Origin of the sequence: Pseudomonas sp. IT-P395 (assembly GCF_949767675.1) — a bacterium.
Lineage (GTDB): Bacteria > Pseudomonadota > Gammaproteobacteria > Pseudomonadales > Pseudomonadaceae > Aquipseudomonas.
This window is the reverse complement of sequence record NZ_CATKPW010000011.1, coordinates 58,939-76,590: the sequence shown is the minus strand read 5'-3', so window position 1 is coordinate 76,590 and position 17,652 is coordinate 58,939. Positions and strand designations below refer to the sequence as shown.

General features: G+C 59.7%; 14 protein-coding genes. 3 read left to right on the top strand and 11 right to left on the bottom strand.

What is annotated here, in order from left to right; translation table 11 throughout:
• Window positions 1–7: 7 nt before the first annotated feature.
• From ACM6IN_RS08915 to ACM6IN_RS08900, 4 genes are read right to left on the bottom strand one after another with little or no spacing between them, the layout of a single operon-like run.
• Window positions 8–808 (bottom strand): carbohydrate ABC transporter permease, encoded by an 801-nt coding sequence (locus ACM6IN_RS08915; RefSeq protein WP_003192012.1) that lies wholly within the window; start codon window positions 806–808, stop codon window positions 8–10.
• Window positions 809–817: 9 nt separating this feature from the next.
• Window positions 818–1,684, bottom strand: coding sequence for a carbohydrate ABC transporter permease (locus tag ACM6IN_RS08910; RefSeq protein WP_007912484.1), 867 nt, complete (start codon window positions 1,682–1,684; stop codon window positions 818–820).
• Window positions 1,681–2,790, bottom strand: a complete 1,110-nt coding sequence (locus ACM6IN_RS08905) for an ABC transporter ATP-binding protein (protein WP_007912482.1) — start codon at window positions 2,788–2,790, stop codon at window positions 1,681–1,683. Before ACM6IN_RS08905 ends, ACM6IN_RS08910 begins: the two co-directional genes overlap by 4 nt.
• Entirely contained in the window at window positions 2,790–3,884 is a 1,095-nt protein-coding gene (locus ACM6IN_RS08900; RefSeq protein WP_007912480.1) for an ABC transporter ATP-binding protein, read from the bottom strand. The genes ACM6IN_RS08905 and ACM6IN_RS08900 overlap by 1 nt, the downstream gene beginning before the upstream one ends.
• A 257-nt stretch (window positions 3,885–4,141) precedes the next feature.
• Here ACM6IN_RS08900 and ACM6IN_RS08895 point away from each other — a divergent pair, with 257 nt between their 5' ends.
• Window positions 4,142–5,980 (top strand): sigma-54-dependent Fis family transcriptional regulator, encoded by a 1,839-nt coding sequence (locus tag ACM6IN_RS08895; RefSeq protein ID WP_007912478.1) that lies wholly within the window; start codon window positions 4,142–4,144, stop codon window positions 5,978–5,980.
• A 188-nt stretch (window positions 5,981–6,168) separates the two neighbouring features.
• Here ACM6IN_RS08895 and ACM6IN_RS08890 read toward each other — a convergent pair whose 3' ends face one another.
• The 3 genes from ACM6IN_RS08890 to ACM6IN_RS08880 all read right to left on the bottom strand — a co-directional run bounded on the left by ACM6IN_RS08890 (window position 6,169) and on the right by ACM6IN_RS08880 (window position 10,947).
• The gene (locus ACM6IN_RS08890) at window positions 6,169–7,386 is read right to left on the bottom strand and encodes an MFS transporter (protein WP_007912476.1); all 1,218 of its coding nucleotides are present in this window, start codon (window positions 7,384–7,386) and stop codon (window positions 6,169–6,171) included.
• Window positions 7,387–7,845: 459 nt separating this feature from the next.
• Window positions 7,846–9,228, bottom strand: coding sequence for a cysteine--tRNA ligase (cysS, locus tag ACM6IN_RS08885; RefSeq protein WP_007912474.1), 1,383 nt, complete (start codon window positions 9,226–9,228; stop codon window positions 7,846–7,848).
• A 21-nt stretch (window positions 9,229–9,249) separates the two neighbouring features.
• Window positions 9,250–10,947, bottom strand: coding sequence for a glutamine--tRNA ligase/YqeY domain fusion protein (locus ACM6IN_RS08880; protein ID WP_123376214.1), 1,698 nt, complete (start codon window positions 10,945–10,947; stop codon window positions 9,250–9,252).
• A 250-nt stretch (window positions 10,948–11,197) separates the two neighbouring features.
• Here ACM6IN_RS08880 and ACM6IN_RS08875 point away from each other — a divergent pair, with 250 nt between their 5' ends.
• Both ACM6IN_RS08875 and lpxH read left to right on the top strand, forming a co-directional pair.
• A complete protein-coding gene (locus tag ACM6IN_RS08875; RefSeq protein WP_007912469.1) occupies window positions 11,198–11,704 on the top strand; it encodes a peptidylprolyl isomerase in 507 nt (168 codons plus the stop codon).
• On the top strand, window positions 11,701–12,447 hold the full coding sequence (gene lpxH / locus ACM6IN_RS08870; protein ID WP_414915814.1) for a UDP-2,3-diacylglucosamine diphosphatase: 747 nt from the start codon (window positions 11,701–11,703) through the stop codon (window positions 12,445–12,447). The genes ACM6IN_RS08875 and lpxH overlap by 4 nt, the downstream gene beginning before the upstream one ends.
• Window positions 12,448–12,739: 292 nt before the next feature.
• On the opposite strand, the gene ACM6IN_RS08865 is transcribed toward lpxH, so the two are convergent.
• From ACM6IN_RS08865 to ACM6IN_RS08850, 4 genes are all read right to left on the bottom strand, one after another.
• Entirely contained in the window at window positions 12,740–14,269 is a 1,530-nt protein-coding gene (locus ACM6IN_RS08865; protein WP_007912465.1) for a DHA2 family efflux MFS transporter permease subunit, read from the bottom strand.
• Between the two features lie 137 nt (window positions 14,270–14,406).
• Complete coding sequence (locus tag ACM6IN_RS08860) at window positions 14,407–15,609, bottom strand: efflux RND transporter periplasmic adaptor subunit (protein ID WP_008082123.1); 1,203 nt, start codon at window positions 15,607–15,609, stop codon at window positions 14,407–14,409.
• 15 nt (window positions 15,610–15,624) lie between these two features.
• Window positions 15,625–17,094, bottom strand: a complete 1,470-nt coding sequence (locus ACM6IN_RS08855) for an efflux transporter outer membrane subunit (protein WP_414915813.1) — start codon at window positions 17,092–17,094, stop codon at window positions 15,625–15,627.
• Window positions 17,084–17,566, bottom strand: a complete 483-nt coding sequence (locus ACM6IN_RS08850) for a MarR family winged helix-turn-helix transcriptional regulator (protein ID WP_077573642.1) — start codon at window positions 17,564–17,566, stop codon at window positions 17,084–17,086. Before ACM6IN_RS08850 ends, ACM6IN_RS08855 begins: the two co-directional genes overlap by 11 nt.
• Window positions 17,567–17,652: the final 86 nt, after the last annotated feature.

Here is a 17,652-nt window from a genome sequence, read left to right as displayed (position 1 = left end):
CAGCTCCTCAGACCCGACCGAGGGCAAAGCCCTTGGCCACGTGGTTGCGAACAAACCAGATCACCAGCATGCCCGGCAGAATGGTCAACACCCCCGCCGCTGCCAGCACGCCCCAATCGATACCCGACGCCGACACCGTGCGCGTCATCACCGCCGCAATCGGCTTGGCGTTTACCGAGGTCAACGTGCGCGCGAGCAGCAGTTCGACCCAGGAAAACATAAAGCAGAAAAACGCCGTCACACCGATGCCGGAGCCGATCAGCGGGATGAAAATCTTCACGAAGAACTTGGGAAAACTGTAGCCGTCGATGTAGGCGGTTTCGTCGATTTCCTTCGGAACCCCAGACATGAACCCTTCGAGAATCCACACCGCCAATGGCACGTTAAACAGGCAATGCGCCAAGGCCACGGCAATGTGCGTATCGAACAGCCCAATCGACGAATACAACTGGAAGAACGGCAGCAGAAACACCGCCGGCGGCGCCATGCGGTTGGTCAGCAGCCAGAAAAACAGGTGCTTGTCGCCGAGAAAACGGTAGCGCGAAAACGCATACGCCGCCGGCAACGCCACGCTCAGCGAGATCACCGTGTTCAGGCTGACGTAATACAGCGAGTTCAGATATCCGGTGTACCAGCTCGGATCGGTGAAGATCACCTTGTAGTTCGCCAGCGTGAAGTCCTGTGGGAAAAGTGTGAGGCCACCAAGGATTTCGGTGTTGCTCTTGAACGACATGTTCAGCAGCCAGTAGATCGGCACCAGCAGGAACAGGATGTACACCAGCAATGGAATCAGCTTTCTCTTGCTCATGGCCGGGCCTCAGCGGTTGGCGTCGGAGTGCGTCATGGCGGTGTAAAACAGCCAGGACACCAACAGGATGATCAGGAAGTACACCAGCGAAAACGCCGCTGCCGGACCGAGGTCGAATTGCCCTACGGCCATCTGGGTCAACGTCTGACTCAGGAAGGTCGTGGCATTGCCCGGCCCGCCGCCGGTGAGCACGAACGGCTCGGTGTAGATCATGAAACTGTCCATAAACCGCAGCATCACCGCGATCAGCAGCACACTTTTCAACTTGGGCAACTGGATGTGGCGGAACACCGCCCAGGCCGAAGCCCGATCGATGCGCGCGGCCTGGTAATACACGTCGGGAATCGCCCGCAAACCGGAGAAGCACAGCAGCGCCACCAACGAAGTCCAGTGCCAGACGTCCATCACCAGCACTGTCACCCAGGCGTCCATGGTGTTGGCCGCATAGTTGTAGCTGATGCCCATCGCGTTGAGGCTGGAACCGAGCAAACCAATGTCGGCACGGCCGAAGATCTGCCAGATGGTGCCGACCACGTTCCACGGGATCAGCAACGGAATCGCCAGAATGATCAGCACCACCGACGACCAGCGGCCCTTGGTCGGCATGGTCAGCGCAACGGCAATGCCCAGCGGAATTTCGATCAGCAACACACACGCGGAGTAGATGAACTGGCGCAGTAATGAGTCGTGCAAACGTGGATCGAGCAGAACCTGCTTGTACCAGTCAGCGCCGACGAAGTAGCGGCTGGACTGGTCGAAGATGTCCTGCACCGAATAGTTGACCACGGTCATCATCGGGATCACCGCACTGAATGCCACCAGCAGGAACACCGGCAACACCAGCCACCAGGCCTTGTTGTTCTGCACCTTGTTCATGGCTGCACCTCATCGTCGGCTTCGAGCAGAAATTCATCGGCATAAACCATCAACCACTGCGCCGGGAAACTGATGTACGCCGTGCCCTGCGGCACCGGTTTGTCTTCGGCCAGTCGCACTTTCAACGGCGCGCCGTCGAGGTCGAGTGTCATGATCTTGTAGGTGCCGAGGTCTTCGACGTGTACGACCCTGGCCTGCATCGCGTCATCAAACGGCTCGTCCCAGACATGAATAAACTCCGGGCGGATGCCGACCTTCAGATTTTTCCATTGACCGTGTTCGATATGGCGCTGCATGGCGTCGGACAACGGCAGGTGCGTCGAGGCGAAACCGACGCCGCCGGGCTGCGGCTGCACCTCGATCAGGTTCATCCCGGGGCTGCCGATGAAATAGCCGACAAAGGTGTGGCTCGGCCGCTCGAACAATTCCCGTGGCGTGCCGAACTGGACGATCTGACCGCCGTACATCACCGCAATCTTGTCGGCGAAGGTCGAGGCCTCCAGTTGATCGTGGGTCACGTAGACCATGGTGATGTTGAACTGCTCGTGGATCTGCTTGAGCTTGCGCCGCAGTTTCCACTTCAGGTGCGGATCGATCACCGTCAGCGGTTCATCGAAGAGGATCGCCGAGACATCGTCACGCACCAGACCACGGCCCATCGAGACTTTCTGTTTTTCGTCGGCGGTGAGGTTGCGCGCCTTCTTGCTCAGGAGGTTTTGCAGGTCGAGGACTTCGGCAATTTCCTGCACCTTGCTGTGCACTTTCGCCTCGGCCATGCCCTGATTGCGCAGGGGGAAAGCCAGGTTATCGAACACGGTCATGGTGTCGTAGACCACCGGAAACTGGAAAACCTGGGCGATGTTGCGCTTCTCCGGCGTCAGGTCGTTGACCGCTTTACCGTCGAACAACACATGCCCCTGCGAAGGGCTGAGCAGGCCGGAGATGATGTTGAGCAAGGTCGACTTGCCGCAACCCGACGGCCCGAGCAAGGCGTAAGCACCGCCCTGCTCCCAGACGTGATCCATCTCGCGGATCGCATAATCCTCGGCGCCGCTGGGGGTTTTGCTGTAGCTGTGGGCGAGGTGCTGCAAACGGATTTCGGCCATCAGGCAACCCTCGCGACACGCCGGCCCGGTGCTTGCACCAGACGGCCCTGCGCATCGAAAACGAACAGTTTGTGAGTCGGGATGTAAATGCGGATTGGCGCATCGACGTCGTATTCGTGAACGCCGGGCAAGTGCAGCACCAGCAGGAAATGCTCGTTGCGCACATGCAGGAAGGTTTCCGAACCGCTGATCTCGGCGACTTCGACGGTGACTGCCAGTTCGAGGTCGTCATCGTTGCTCGGCACCAGCGAGATGTGGCTGGGGCGCACGCCAAAGCGGAACTCGCCCTCGCCCACCGGGCGCAGATCGACGTTCAACGGGAAGTGCACAAAATTGGCGAAGCTGACTTCGTTGCCGGCGATGCGCCCGGGCATCAGGTTGATCGGCGGTTCGGAGAACAATTCGGCGGCGAGCACGGTTTGCGGCTGGTGATAGACCGAAGTCGACGGGCCGCTCTGAATCACCCGGCCTTCGTGAAGAATCGTCGTGGTGCCGCCGAGTGCCAGCGCTTCGTTGGGTTCGGTGGTGGCGTAGATGGCGATGGTGTGGCGCGCCTTGAACAGCTCGCGCATTTCCTGACGCAGCTCTTCGCGCAGTTTGTAGTCGAGGTTGACCAGCGGCTCATCGAACAGGATCAGCTCGGCGTCCTTGACCAACGCGCGGGCCATGGCCGTGCGCTGCTGTTGACCGCCGGACAGCTCCAGCGGATAGCGCTGCAGAAACTTCTCGATGCGCAGCATCTTCGCAGTTTCCTGCACTTTGCTGTGGATGATCTCTTTCGAGACACCGGCCTGCCGCAGCGGCGAGGCGATGTTCTCGAACACGGTCATGGTCGGGTAGTTGATGAACTGCTGATAAACCATCGACACGTTGCGCAAACGCACCGGGCGCTGGGTGACGTCGACGCCGTTCATCAGGATGCGACCGCTGTCGGGCTTATCGAGCCCGGCCATTAAACGCATGAGGCTGGTTTTGCCGGACAGGGTGCGGCCGAGCAAAACGTTGAACGAACCGGGTTCGAATTTCAGGCACGCATCGTCGATCCAGGTCTGGCCCTCGACGGTACGGCTGACGTGCTCCAGGGTGAGTGACATGGCTCGGCCTTTTTATTATTGGAGTCAATCGACCTGTGCACGGGAGCGAGTTTCGTGCCAAAAATACTAAGTGATTGATTTGTCGCGAAAATCGGTGAAAGCGTGGGGAAACGGCGTTCATTGCTGAACACATTTGAACAGTTGGCCGATTGACAATGAACAATAGTGAACAACACTCTATGAACGCTTTTTGCGAACCGATCCCCCTGTAGGATCGAATAACAATAATAAGAATGCTGCATCAGAGGCTGACTGCCATGGCCGCACCTGCCCCGCCGCTGTCCCACGACGCGATCGTCCAGACGTCCTGGCAACGTTGTCGCGCGTTCGGTCTCGACCACCAAAGCACGCCGGCCTTCGATCAACTGCCTGCCGCCGGCATTGCGCAGTTGCTCGACAGCCATCATTCACTGGTGCAGACCACGCACCAGGAAGTCCTGCCCTACTACGAAAACATCCTCAGCAACTCCAACTGCCTGATCATGCTCGCTGACAATCAGGGCCAGGTGCTGACCTCGTGGGGCACGCAACGCTTTATCGAACCGAATCTGGCCAGGGGTTTTCAGGCTGGGGCGAGCTGGATGGAGCGCTGCAGCGGTACCAATGCGATCGGCACGGCACTGGCGTGTGAGCAAGCGGTGCACATTGAACACGACGAACACTTTCTCAAGGCCAACCGCTTCATGACCGGTTCTGCCGCGCCGATTTTCGACGCCGAGCGCAAGGTGATCGCGGTGCTCGATGTGTCCAGCGACAGCTATCTGCCGCCCTCGCACACGCTGGGCATGGTCAAGATGATGAGCCAGACCGTGGAAAACCGGCTGATCCTCAACCTGTTCCATGGCCAGCATTTTCAACTGACTTTCAACACCGGGTTGAACAACCTCGACAGTCAGTGGGCCGGGTTGTTGATCTTTGATGAGAGCGGTCAGGTGCTGTCGGCCAATCGCCGGGCGGACAATTTGCTCGGCGTGCGTTTGTCGCGGGTCAGCGTTGAGAGCCTGTTCAAAGTGTCGCTGCTGGAATTGATCAACCAGCCGGACGGTTTGCCGTTTGCCTTGCAGACCTCTGGGCGTAACCGTTTTCAATGTTTGTTGAAGCGGCCGAAACAGGCGTCGATTCAACCGCGCGTTTTTGCTGCTGAACCCAAAACCGCCGCGCCCACCGCCATCAGCCTCAACACCCTGCACTTCGGCGACAGTCGCGTGGAAAAAGCCGTGCGGCAGGCTGAGCGGTTACTGGAAAAAGACATTCCGCTGCTGATCCATGGCGAAACCGGGGTCGGCAAAGAGGTCTTCGTCAAAGCCCTGCACCAGGCCAGCTCACGGAGCAAACAGGCGTTCATTGCCGTCAACTGTGCGGCGATCCCCGCCGAACTGGTCGAGTCCGAGTTATTCGGTTATGAGAAAGGCGCATTCACCGGGGCCAACCAGAAAGGCAGCATCGGGCTGATTCGCAAGGCGGACAAAGGCACGCTGTTTCTCGACGAGATTGGCGATATGCCGTTGCCGACGCAGGCGCGGTTGTTGCGGGTGTTGCAGGAGCGCTGCGTGCAACCGGTGGGCAGTAGCGAATTGTTCCCGGTGGATTTGCGGATTATTTCGGCGACTAACCGTTCTTTGCGTGAACAAGTGCAATTGGGGCGGTTTCGTGAGGATTTGTATTACCGCATTGGTGGACTGACGCTGGAACTGCCGCCGCTGAGGGAGCGTAGTGACAAGGAGGCGTTGTTTAAGCGATTGTGGGAACAGCATCGTGAACCGACGCAGTGGGCGGGGTTGAGCCAGGAAGTGCTGGAACTGTTCAGCCGTCATCCGTGGCCGGGGAATTTGCGTCAGGTCAGTAGTGTGATGCAGGTGGCGTTGGCGATGGCTGAGGAACAGCCGGTGAGGCTGGAGCATTTGCCGGATGATTTTTTTGTGGATCTGGAGATGGAGCCGGTTGAGAGCGCGGCGCCGTTGGGGCTGGATTTGAATGATGTGGAAGCGTTGAACCGGGAGTTAAAGGCTTCCGGGGGCAATATTTCGCATCTGGCGCGACGTTTGGGTGTTAGCCGCAATACGCTCTATAAACGGTTGCGGCAGATTGAAGGTTGAGTGAACCCCTTCCCCTCATCGGAACGCCGCCCGCCCATCCCTCTCCCCCAAGAGAGGGAGCCGACCGAGGTGTCTGGCGCCGGACATCGACCTGAAACATCGTGGCGATTATGGATTCAGCGCAAATCGCTCAGGTCGGTGTATTTCCTGAACATCCCCCATTCAGTCCCCTCTCCTGGGGGAGAGGGCTAGGGTGAGGGCGAAAGTTCTGGCTCAACATGCGCAACCGAAGCCGCCTCCAATGTGCGCAACCCCACCAGCACAACAACCACCATCATCAAACCCGCACCAATAGCCACCGCAAATCCCGCGCGCGCGCCGAAGGCATCAATAACCAACCCTGCCAGCATGCCGCCCAGCGCAACACCAACGCTGATACCGGTAGTCATCCATGTCAGCCCCTCCGTGATCCGCGACGGAGGAATAATGATCGTCCCCATTTTCATCACCACGACCATCGTCGGCGCAAATGAGATGCCGGCGATAAACAGCGCCGCTGTCAGCACATAAACATCCGTTGCAAAAACAGGCAGTACACCGGTGAACGCCGTCACCAATATCCCGATCAGAAACTGTTTTTCAATCGCCAGGGAAACCCTCATCGCACCGAACGTCAAACCCGCCACCAGTGAACCGAACGCATAGGCCGCGAGGATAAAGGTCGCCGACGCTGGCCAGCCCTGCGCATTGGCGAACGCGACGACGGCCACATCGATTGCTCCGCCAATGACACCCATCGCCAACAGCGCCAGCACAATGGTGCGTACGCCGGGAATCCGCAGGGTTGAGCCGCCATGACTGGCGTGGCCCACGACAACTTTAGGTTCAGTCTGGCGTTGCAGGAGAAACGCCGTCACCCCGACGGCCAGCAGCCCGACCGCGACCAGTGGCCCCGCCTCGGCAAAGAAACTCACGCTCAAGCCGATCGCCAGCGGCGGACCGACGATGTAGGCCATTTCGGTGAGGACCGTGTCCAGCGAAAACGCCGTGTGCAACTGCGGCTTGCCCCGGAACAACTGCGACCATCGCGCGCGGATCATCGACGGCATGCTCGGCATCGTCCCCGCCAGTGCGGCCAGAACAAACAGCAGCGCGGCCGGTGCCCGCATGTAAACCGCAAGGATCAGGGCCAGCAACATGGCAATGCTGAACGCCGTGACAACGGGTAGCACACGGCTCTGGCCATGTTGATCGACCAGTCTCGAGATGTACGGGCCGAGCAGTGCGTTGGCCAGGGTGAACGTCCCGGCGACGGTGCCGGCCAGCCAGTAAACCCCGGTCTGCTGCACCAGCATGGTGATGATGCCGATGCCGATCATTGCCTGTGGCAAGCGGGCGATAGAACTCGCGAGCACTAACCCGGTGGCGCCGGGGGTCGTTAGCAGCTCGCGGTAGTGATTGGCCATGGTGTCTCCATTCGATATTCATCGCCGCTCAGCATCCGGCTGAACGCGTTGCCGACATCAAGACCTACGCGAACGTCAAAAGCAACCCTCACCCCAGCCCTCTCCCGGTGGGAGAGGGAGCTGACCGAGGTGTCTCGAGTCATCCATCGACCTGAAAGAACCAGTCGATTATGGATTTGGTACGGAGCGTTGAGGTCGGTGGATCGCTTTGACACCATTCCCCTCACCCCAGCCCTCTCCCAGAGGGAGAGGGAGCTGACCGAGGTGTCTGGCGTTGTGCATCGACCTGAAAGATTGTGTCGATTATGGATTCGGCAGAAATCGCTCAGGTCGGCGTATCTCGCAAGCATCCCCCATTCGGTCCCCTCTCCCTCTGGGAGAGGGTTAGGGTGAGGGGCTTTTCTCGCGGCCAAACAAAAACCCGCACACGGCGGGTTTTGTTTGTAACAAGTACAGCTTTCAGTCAGCCAGACGCCAGGTCGTCCCACCCTTGCCGTCTTCCAACACAACACCCATGGCAGTGAGCTGGTCACGGATACGATCAGACTCAGCCCAATCCTTACCCGCCCGTGCCGCCAGACGCGCCGCAATCAACGCATCAACCTCAGCCGCATCGACACGCCCTTCAGCGCCCGCCTGCAGGAAGTCATCCGCTTCCAACTGCAACACACCCAGCACACTCGCCAGCTCTTTCAGACGCGCCGCCAGACCTGCCGCTGCATCAAGATCGCTCTCGCGCAGACGGTTGATCTCACGCACCATCTCGAACAGCACGGCACAGGCTTCCGGCGTACCGAAGTCGTCGTTCATCACCGCAGTGAAGCGTTCAACAAACGCTTCGCCGCCAGCCGGCGCCACAGTCGGCAGGCCTTTCAACGCGTGGTAGAAACGCTCCAGCGCGCCTTTGGCGTCCTTGAGGTTGTCTTCCGAGTAGTTGATCGCGCTGCGGTAGTGGCTCGACACCAGCAGGTAACGCACGACCTCAGGGTGGTACTTTTCCAGCACGTCGCGAATGGTGAAGAAGTTGTTCAAGGACTTGGACATCTTCTCGCCATTGATGCGAATCATGCCGCAATGCATCCACGCATTGGCGTAGGTCTTGCCGGTGGCCGCTTCGCTCTGGGCGATTTCGTTTTCGTGGTGCGGGAACTCAAGGTCGCTGCCGCCGCCATGAATGTCGAAGGTCTCGCCGAGGCAGCAGGTGGACATCACCGAGCACTCGATGTGCCAGCCCGGACGCCCGGCGCCCCACGGCGATTCCCAGCTCGGCTCGCCCGGTTTGGCGGCTTTCCACAGGACGAAGTCGAGCGGGTCCTGTTTCGACTCGTCGACTTCGATGCGGGCGCCGATGCGCAGGTCTTCGATTTTCTTGCGCGACAGTTTGCCGTAGCCCATGAACTTGGCGACGCGGTAGTACACGTCGCCGTTGCCAGGAGCGTAGGCGTAGCCCTTGTCGATCAAGGTCTGGATCATCGCGTGCATGCCCGGAATATGATCCGTGGCGCGCGGCTCCATGTCCGGCTTCTTGATGTTCAGGCGCGCTTCGTCTTCGTGCATCGCGGCGATCATGCGCTCGGTCAACGCTTCGAACGATTCACCGTTCTCGTTGGCGCGATTGATGATCTTGTCGTCGATGTCGGTGATGTTGCGCACGTAGGTCAGGTCGTAACCGCTGAACCGCAACCAGCGGGTCACCAGGTCGAACGCGACCATGCTGCGGCCGTGGCCGAGGTGGCAGTAGTCGTACACGGTCATCCCGCAGACGTACATGCGCACCTTGTTGCCATCCAGCGGCTTGAAGACTTCTTTGCTCTTGGTGAGCGTGTTGTAGATCGTTAGCACGTTATTTCCTTTGACGCTGAATCACTGGCCCCACGAATCACGCAGGGTCACGGTACGGTTGAATACCGGCTGACCTGGTTTCGAGTCCTTCAAATCCGCGACGAAGTAGCCTTCGCGCTCGAACTGGAAACGGTCTTCCGGCTGTGCATTGCCAAGCGATGGCTCAGCACGACAACCGGTGAGTACCTGCAGCGAATCAGGGTTGATGTTGTCGAGGAAACTCGCGCTGTCTTCGGCCTTCTCAGGGTTGGCCGAACGGAACAGGCGATCGTACAGACGCACTTCGCACTCGACGCTGGCCGCGGCCGGCACCCAGTGGATCACGCCTTTGACCTTGCGGCCTTCAGGGTTCTTGCCGAGGGTTTCCGGATCGTACGAGCAACGCAGTTCGACGATGTTGCCATCGGCGTCCTTGATCGCTTCGTCGGCACGGATCACGTAGCTGCCGCGCAGACGCACTTCACCGGCCGGTTCCAGGCGCTTGTAGCCCTTCGGTGGCTCTTCCATGAAGTCGTCACGGTCGATGTAGATTTCCCGAGCGAATGGCAGCGCGCGTACGCCCATGTCTTCTTTCGGGTGGCGCGGCAGTTCGAGGTTTTCGACCTGGCCTTCCGGGTAGTTGGTGATGACGACTTTCAGCGGACGCAGCACGCACATGGCGCGTGGCGCGGTGTGATCGAGGTCGTCACGGATGCTGAATTCGAGCATGCCGAAGTCAACCACGCCATCGGAACGGTTGGTGCCGACCATTTCGCAGAAGTTGCGGATCGACTTCGGCGTGTAGCCACGGCGGCGGAAACCCGACAGCGTGGACATGCGCGGATCGTCCCAGCCGTTGACGTGCTTTTCATCGACCAGTTGCTTGAGCTTGCGCTTGCTGGTGATGGTGTAGTTGAGGTTCAGACGGCTGAACTCGTACTGACGCGGGTGCGCCGGCACTGGCAAGGCGTCGAGGAACCACTCGTACAGCGGACGATGGCTTTCGAATTCCAGGGTGCAGATCGAGTGGGTGATGCCTTCGATGGCGTCCGACTGACCGTGGGTGAAGTCGTAGTTCGGGTAGATGCACCACTTGTCACCGGTCTGGTGGTGATGCGCGTGACGGATGCGATACATGATCGGGTCACGCAGGTTCATGTTCGGCGAGGCCATATCGATTTTGGCACGCAGCACGCGGGCGCCGTCCGGGAACTCACCGGCGCGCATGCGCGCAAACCAGTCGAGGTTTTCTTCTACCGAACGGTCGCGGAACGGGCTGTTCTTGCCCGGCTCGGTCAGGCTGCCACGGTACTCCTTGGCCTGCTCCGGGGTCAGGTCGTCGACGTAGGCCTTGCCGGCCTTGATCAACTCGACGGCCCAATCGTGCAACTGGTCGAAATACTGCGAGGCGTAGCGCACTTCGCCGGACCACTCAAAGCCCAGCCATTTGACGTCGGCTTCGATCGCGTCGATGTATTCCTGATCTTCCTTGGCCGGGTTGGTGTCGTCGAAACGCAGGTGCGTGACGCCGCCGAACTCCTGGGCCAGGCCGAAGTTCACGCAGATCGACTTGGCGTGGCCGATGTGCAGGTAGCCGTTGGGCTCCGGCGGGAAACGGGTGACGATCTGGGTGTGCTTGCCCGAGTCCAGGTCTGCCTGGATGATCGGCCGCAGGAAATTGACCGGCACGGCAGGGCCGGACTTGGCATTCGAGGTAGGGTCGACAGTGGGCTTGCTCATAGGATCCTTGACTTACATGTGCGCGGCCGCAGAGGGGGCCAGACAAAACAAAGCCGCTATCATAGCCGATGCTGTCAAGGGGCTGACAGAGCACGGCCTATAAAGGAGCGCATTTAATCGCAGGGATTTGGAAAAACTGCCTCGAAATTCGCGCCTGTCACGCTAAACTGCGCACCTTGGCCGATGGGCTGAACCGGTAACGGGTCGAAATGTCCCATTACCCACGAATTCCTTATAAAGAGTAGCGATCATGACTCAAGTCAAACTGACCACCAACTACGGCGACATCGTCATCGAACTGGACGCGGAAAAAGCGCCGATCACCGCTGCCAACTTCCTCGAATACGTTAAAAACGGTCACTACGAGAACGTGGTATTCCACCGCGTGATCAAGGGCTTCATGATCCAGGGCGGCGGTTTCGAGCCTGGCATGCAAGAAAAGAAAGACAAGCGCCCAAGCATCCAGAACGAAGCCGACAACGGCCTGAAGAACGAGAAGTACACCCTGGCCATGGCTCGCACCATGGACCCGCATTCGGCCTCGGCGCAGTTCTTCATCAACGCCACCAACAACAGCTTCCTCAACCACACCGCCAAGACCGCTCAGGGCTGGGGCTACGCCGTATTCGGTAAAGTGGTTGCCGGCACTGATGTCGTCGACAAGATCGAAGGCGTTGCCACTACCTCCAAGGCCGGTCACCAGGACGTGCCAAAAGACGACGTGATCATCGAGAAAGCCGAGATCATCGAAGCGTGATATTGCTGATTTCAGACTTGCATCTGGAAGAGGAGCGCCCGGACATTACCCGGGCGTTTCTGGATTTGCTCGCCGGACGCGCGCGCTCGGCGAGTGCGCTGTACATTCTCGGCGACTTCTTCGAAGCGTGGATTGGCGACGACGCCATGACGCCCTTCCAGCGTTCCATCTGCCAGGCCCTGCGCGAACTCAGCGACAGTGGCACGGCGATTTTCCTGATGCACGGCAATCGCGACTTCATGCTTGGCAAGGCCTTCTGTAAACAGGCCGGCTGCACCTTGCTGAAGGATCCGAGTGTCGTGCAGTTTTACGGCGAGCCGGTGCTGTTGATGCACGGCGACAGCCTCTGCACCCGCGACGTCGACTATATGAAGCTGCGGCGTTATCTGCGTAATCCGATCACGCTGTTCATCCTGCGTAACCTGCCCTTGAGCAGCCGCCACAAACTGGCGCGCAAGCTGCGCAGCGAAAGCAAGGCACAGACGCGGATGAAGGCTAATGACATTGTCGATGTCACGCCGGAAGAGATTCCGCGGATCATGCAGGAATTTGGCGTGAAAACCCTGATCCACGGGCACACTCACCGCCCGGCGATTCACAAGTTGCAGCTTGGTGAACAAGCGGCGAAGCGGATTGTGCTGGGGGATTGGGATCGGCAGGGTTGGGCGTTGCAGGTGGATGAGAGCGGCTACGCGTTGGCGCCGTTCGACTTCGCCCCGCCGCTGGCTTTGCCGCACGGCTAAAAGCTTTACCCCCTCACCCCAGCCCTCTCCCCCAAGGGGGCGAGGGGGAAAGGGAGCCGATCTCTATGCTTTTCAAAACCTGAGTTCGACTCGGTATTGCAAGTCGGTGTACCTCAAACAATCAACTCGGTCAGTCCCCTCTACCCTAGTGAGCGAGGGGATATGGGAGCCGATCTCTGTGCTTTTCAAAACCTGAGTTCGACTCGGTATTGCAAGTCGGTGTACCTCAAACAATCGACTCGGTCAGTCCCCTCTCCCTCCGGGAGAGGGTTAGGGTGAGGGGCTTTTGACTTTAGTGCCCTGAAGCCGCCGGCCCCGCCTTCGCGGCAAACGGTGGCTTAGCCAGCCACACAATCAGAATCAACCCCATAAACCCCCAGCCCAGCAGCGTGAAGTAATCCACGGTGGAGAGCATGTACGCCTGGCTGGTGAGGATCTGATCCATCTGCGCATAAGCCGACTGGCTCGCCCCGCCCAACTGATTCAAGGTCTCGCGGGTCGCCGGTTCGAAAGTGCTGATGCTTTCACTCATATACGCATGATGCTGATCCGCGCGGCGAATCCAGATCCATGTGGTCAGCGACGCCGCAAAGCTACCGCCCAATGTCCGCAGAAAAGTCGCAAGACCCGCGCCATCGGCAATCTGGCTCGGCGGCAAGTCCGACATCAGAATACTCAGGGTCGGCATGAAGAACAGCGCCACACCAATACCCATGAACAACTGCACCAACGCGATGTGCTGGAAGTCCACCTCATTGGTGAATCCCGCCCGCATAAAGCAACTCAAACCAATCGCCAGAAACGCCAATCCGGCCAGCAATCGCAGGTCGAATTTGTTCGCGTACTTGCCGACAAACGGCGACAGCAGCACCGGCAAAATACCGATCGGCGCCACGGCCAGACCCGCCCAGGTTGCGGTGTAGCCCATTTGCGTCTGCAACCACTGCGGCAGGATCAGGTTGATGCCGAAGAACCCGGCATAACCCAGCACCAACACCAACGTGCCGATGCGGAAGTTGCGGTAAGCGAACAACCGCAGATTCACCACCGGATGCTGGTCGGTCATTTCCCAGATAACGAACACCGCCAGCGCGATCACCGAAATCGCCGCGCCGATGATGATGAAGTTCGACTCGAACCAGTCCAGATCATTGCCCTTGTCGAGGATCACCTGCAACGCGCCGACACCAATGATCAGCGTGATCAGACCGACGTAATCCATCGGCTGACGGCTGGTTTCCACCGGACGCTTGGCCAGTTGCGAACGCACCACCATCACCGCAAAGATGCCGATCGGCACGTTGATGAAGAAGATCCACGGCCAGCTGTAACTGTCGGTAATCCAGCCACCGAGAATCGGCCCGGCAATCGGCGCGACCACCGTGACCATCGCCAGTAACGCCAGGGCCATGCCGCGCCTGGCGGGCGGATAAACTGCGATCAACAGGGTCTGCGTCATCGGGTACAGCGGGCCGGCGACCAGACCTTGCAGCACACGGAAGCCGATCAGTTCCGGCATCGACGTCGAGATACCGCAGAGAAACGAGGCCAGCACGAACAGAATCGTGGCCCAGAGAAACAGCTTCACCTCGCCGAACCGACGGCTAAGCCAACCGGTCAGTGGCAGCGCAATCGCGTTGCTCACGGCGAACGAGGTAATCACCCAGGTGCCCTGCTCCGAACTCACCCCGAGGTTGCCGGAAATCGTCGGCAGTGCCACGTTGGCGATGGTGGTGTCGAGCACTTGCATGAACGTCGCCAGCGACAGGCCGATGGTGCTGAGCAACAGGCTGGGCGGCGTGAAAGAGGCGTTATTGCTCATTGTGAATCCTATGAAACCTGATGGTCGCCGCAGCCCTGTAGGAGTGAGCCTGCTCGCGATAACGGTGTATCAGTCGAGGAATTGGGTCTGACACACCGCTATCGCGAGCAGGCTCACTCCTACAAAGTCAGTGCAGGTCAGCGTTGTGCGGTTTTGCTCACCGCTGCGCTGTTGTCGTGGATCAGCTGCGCAATCATCGCGTCGGCTTCGGCCAGTTGGCGGTCGTAGACGTTGGTGCTGAACGAGGCTTTTTGCGGCGGCTGCTGTGCGAGCACCGGGCCGCTCTGGTCGTGCAAGTTCACTTCAACGTTGGTCGACAGACCGACGCGCAGCGGATGCTTGGCCAGTTCTTCGGCGTTGATGTGAATCCGCACCGGCACACGCTGCACGATCTTGATCCAGTTACCGGTGGCGTTCTGCGCTGGCAGCAGAGCAAACGCGCTACCGGTGCCGGCGCCGAGGCTGTCGACGGTGCCGCTGTACTTCACGTCGCTGCCGTAGATGTCGGACTCGATATCGACCGGCTGACCGATGCGCATGTCACGCAGTTGGGTTTCCTTGAAGTTGGCGTCGATCCACAGTTGATCCAGCGGAATCACCGCCATCAACGCCGTGCCCGGCTGCACGCGCTGACCGAGTTGCACGGTGCGCTTGGCGACGTAACCGGTGACCGGCGCAATCAACGTGCTGCGGGCATTGGTCAGGTAGGCCTGACGCAGATCGGCAGCGGCCGACATCACGTCCGGGTGCGACGACACCACGGTGTCATCAACCAGTGCGCTGGTGGTTTTCAGTTGCTGTTTGGCGTTGGCCAGGGCGTTTTGCGCCGAGGTCAGGTCGTCGCGAGCGTGGGACAGTTCTTCCTGGGAAATCGCCCCGCCCTGCGCGAGGTTTTTCCGGCGGTTGTAGTTGTCCTGGGCTTTCTGCACTTCGGCCTGTTGCGCGTTGACCTGGGCTTTCATGCCATCAACGTTGCTATACAGACCGCGCACCTGACGCACGGTGCGCGCCAGTTTCGCCTGGGCACTTTGCAGGCCGACTTCAGCGTCGTTCGGATCGAAGTTGATCAGCACCTGACCTTCGTGCACCAGATCACCATCGTCAGCGCCAATGCTGACCACGGTGCCAGTCACCAGCGGGGTGATTTCGACGACGTTACCGTTGACGTAGGCGTCGTCGGTGCTTTCGTTAAAGCGCCCGATGAATTCGTGATACGCCCAGACGCCGGCGCAGGCGAGCGCGACGACAACGGCGAGCACCAGCAGCATGACTTTGCGTTTGCGCGGGTTGCCGGTGTCCGGGGTGTTGCCTTGAGCTTGGGTGTTTTCGGCAGTGGCCATGACAAGTACCTTGAATTAGTTGTGCGGCGTGGCTGGGGTGGCGTTGGCTGCGGTCAGGGTGTCACCCTGGAAGCCGCCGCCCAGCGCTTGCATCAGTTGAATCGACAGGTCGATCTGCTCGGCATTGAGGTTGGCCAGTTGACGCTGGGCCTGCAGCAATTGCTGCTCGATGCTGAGCACGTCCAGGTAGTTGCCGATGCCGGAACCGTAACGCTGGACGACGGTGTTGTAAGAATCCTGGGCAATGTCGGTGGCGTGTTGCTGCGCACCGATCTGCCGGCCGATGTCACGCAACTGGTTGATCGTGTCGCTGACATCGCCCAGTGCCTTCACCAGACTTTTGTTGTACTGCGCCACCGCCAGGTCGTAATCGGCGTCGCGCGCATCGAGGTTGGCGCGCAGGCGTCCGCCGTCGAAGATCGGCACCGAAATGGTCGGGGCAATGTTGAAGAAGCGACTGGCCGAGCCGAACATCGCGTCACCCAAAAGGGATTCGGCGCCGGCCGAGGCCGTCAGGTTCAGGTTCGGATAGAACTGGGTTTTCGCCGAGTCGATATCCTTGCTCGCCGCTTCTACACGCCAGCGCGCAGCGACCAGATCCGGGCGCCGACCGAGCAGTTCCGCCGGCAACACCGACGGCACGGCGACGGCGCTGGCTTGCAGGACTTTCGGTCGGGCGATTTCGTTGCCGCGATCCGGGCCTTTGCCGAGCAGCACGGCCAAGGCAATCTTGGCGCTGTTCAAGCGTTTTTCTGCGTCGATCAGGCTGGCTTCGGAACTAGCTTCCAGGCTCTGGGTTTGCTGGAACTGGTACTGACTGTCGATCCCGGAACTCAGGCGACGCTGGCTGAGGTCGAGCATCTGCTTGGTGCGCTTGAGGTCTTCGTTCGCCAGGTCATAAACGATGTGCGCCTGACCGAGATCGCTGTAGGCACGAGCGACATCGGCAGCAAGCGTCAACTGCGCAGCCTGACGATCAACTTCAGCGGCGCGGGCCTGACCGAGTGCAGCTTCCCAGGCATCACGCTGGCCGCCCCAGAGGTCGAAGTTGTAATTGAACCCGGCGCTGACGTTACGCACGGTGGCGTAGGCATCGCCCTGCCCTCGCGGGTCCTGATCCTTGGCCAGACGCGAACGGCTGATGCCGGCGCTGGCGTCGAGGGTCGGATAACGTTCGGCATCGGCGGCATACGCGGCGGCGCTGGCCTGATGGGCGCGGGCTTCGGCGATTTGCATGTCCGGGCTATCGTGCAGCGCTTCGCGGATCAGACCGTCGAGTTGCGGATCGCCGAGGCTGGTCCACCAGTCGCTTTTCGGCCACGCGGCCGGCGACAGCGTTACGCCACTAAGCGATTGGCCAGTTTTCAGGGTTTTCGCATCGAGGCTCGCACCGGAAGTATCGAGGCCGCTGTAGTTGGCGCAACCGGCGAGGATCATCGCCGACAGCACCAGCGTCAGGCTGCTGCGCAAGGTTTTACCGCTCATTGTGTTCACCTAAGCGCTGGATGGTGATCGGGTCACCGGCTGCCAGCAGAATTTTCTTGAGGATGTATTCCAGGGTCTTCAACTCGTCCGGAGTGACGGCGCCGGCCAGTTCATTCATCGCGTCGGCGCCGATGTGCGGCAGGCGATCGGCCAGTTGCTGGCCTTGTTCGGTCAGCTTGAGCTGCACCTGACGGCGATCGCCTTCGCTGCGCTGGCGAGCCAGAAAGCCTTTCTGCTCCAGACGATCGAGCATGCGTGTCATCGAACCGCTGTCGAGCGACAGATGCCGGCACAGTTCGGCCGGGGTATCGACGCCGAACTGGGCCATGATGATCAACACCTTGAACTGCGCGGCGGTGATGCCGTGGGGTTCCATGTGGGTGTCGATGATCCGGTCCTTGAGCAGCGCGGCACGGCCAAGCAACAGGCCGAGATGGCAATGTTTGAATTCGTCCGGGGTGAAATGCTTCATTTGCTCACCTAATAACTGCCTAGGCAGTGAATGTATGTCGAGATGTTACTGCCTAGGCAGCGAATGTCAACGCAATAGTTAGGCTG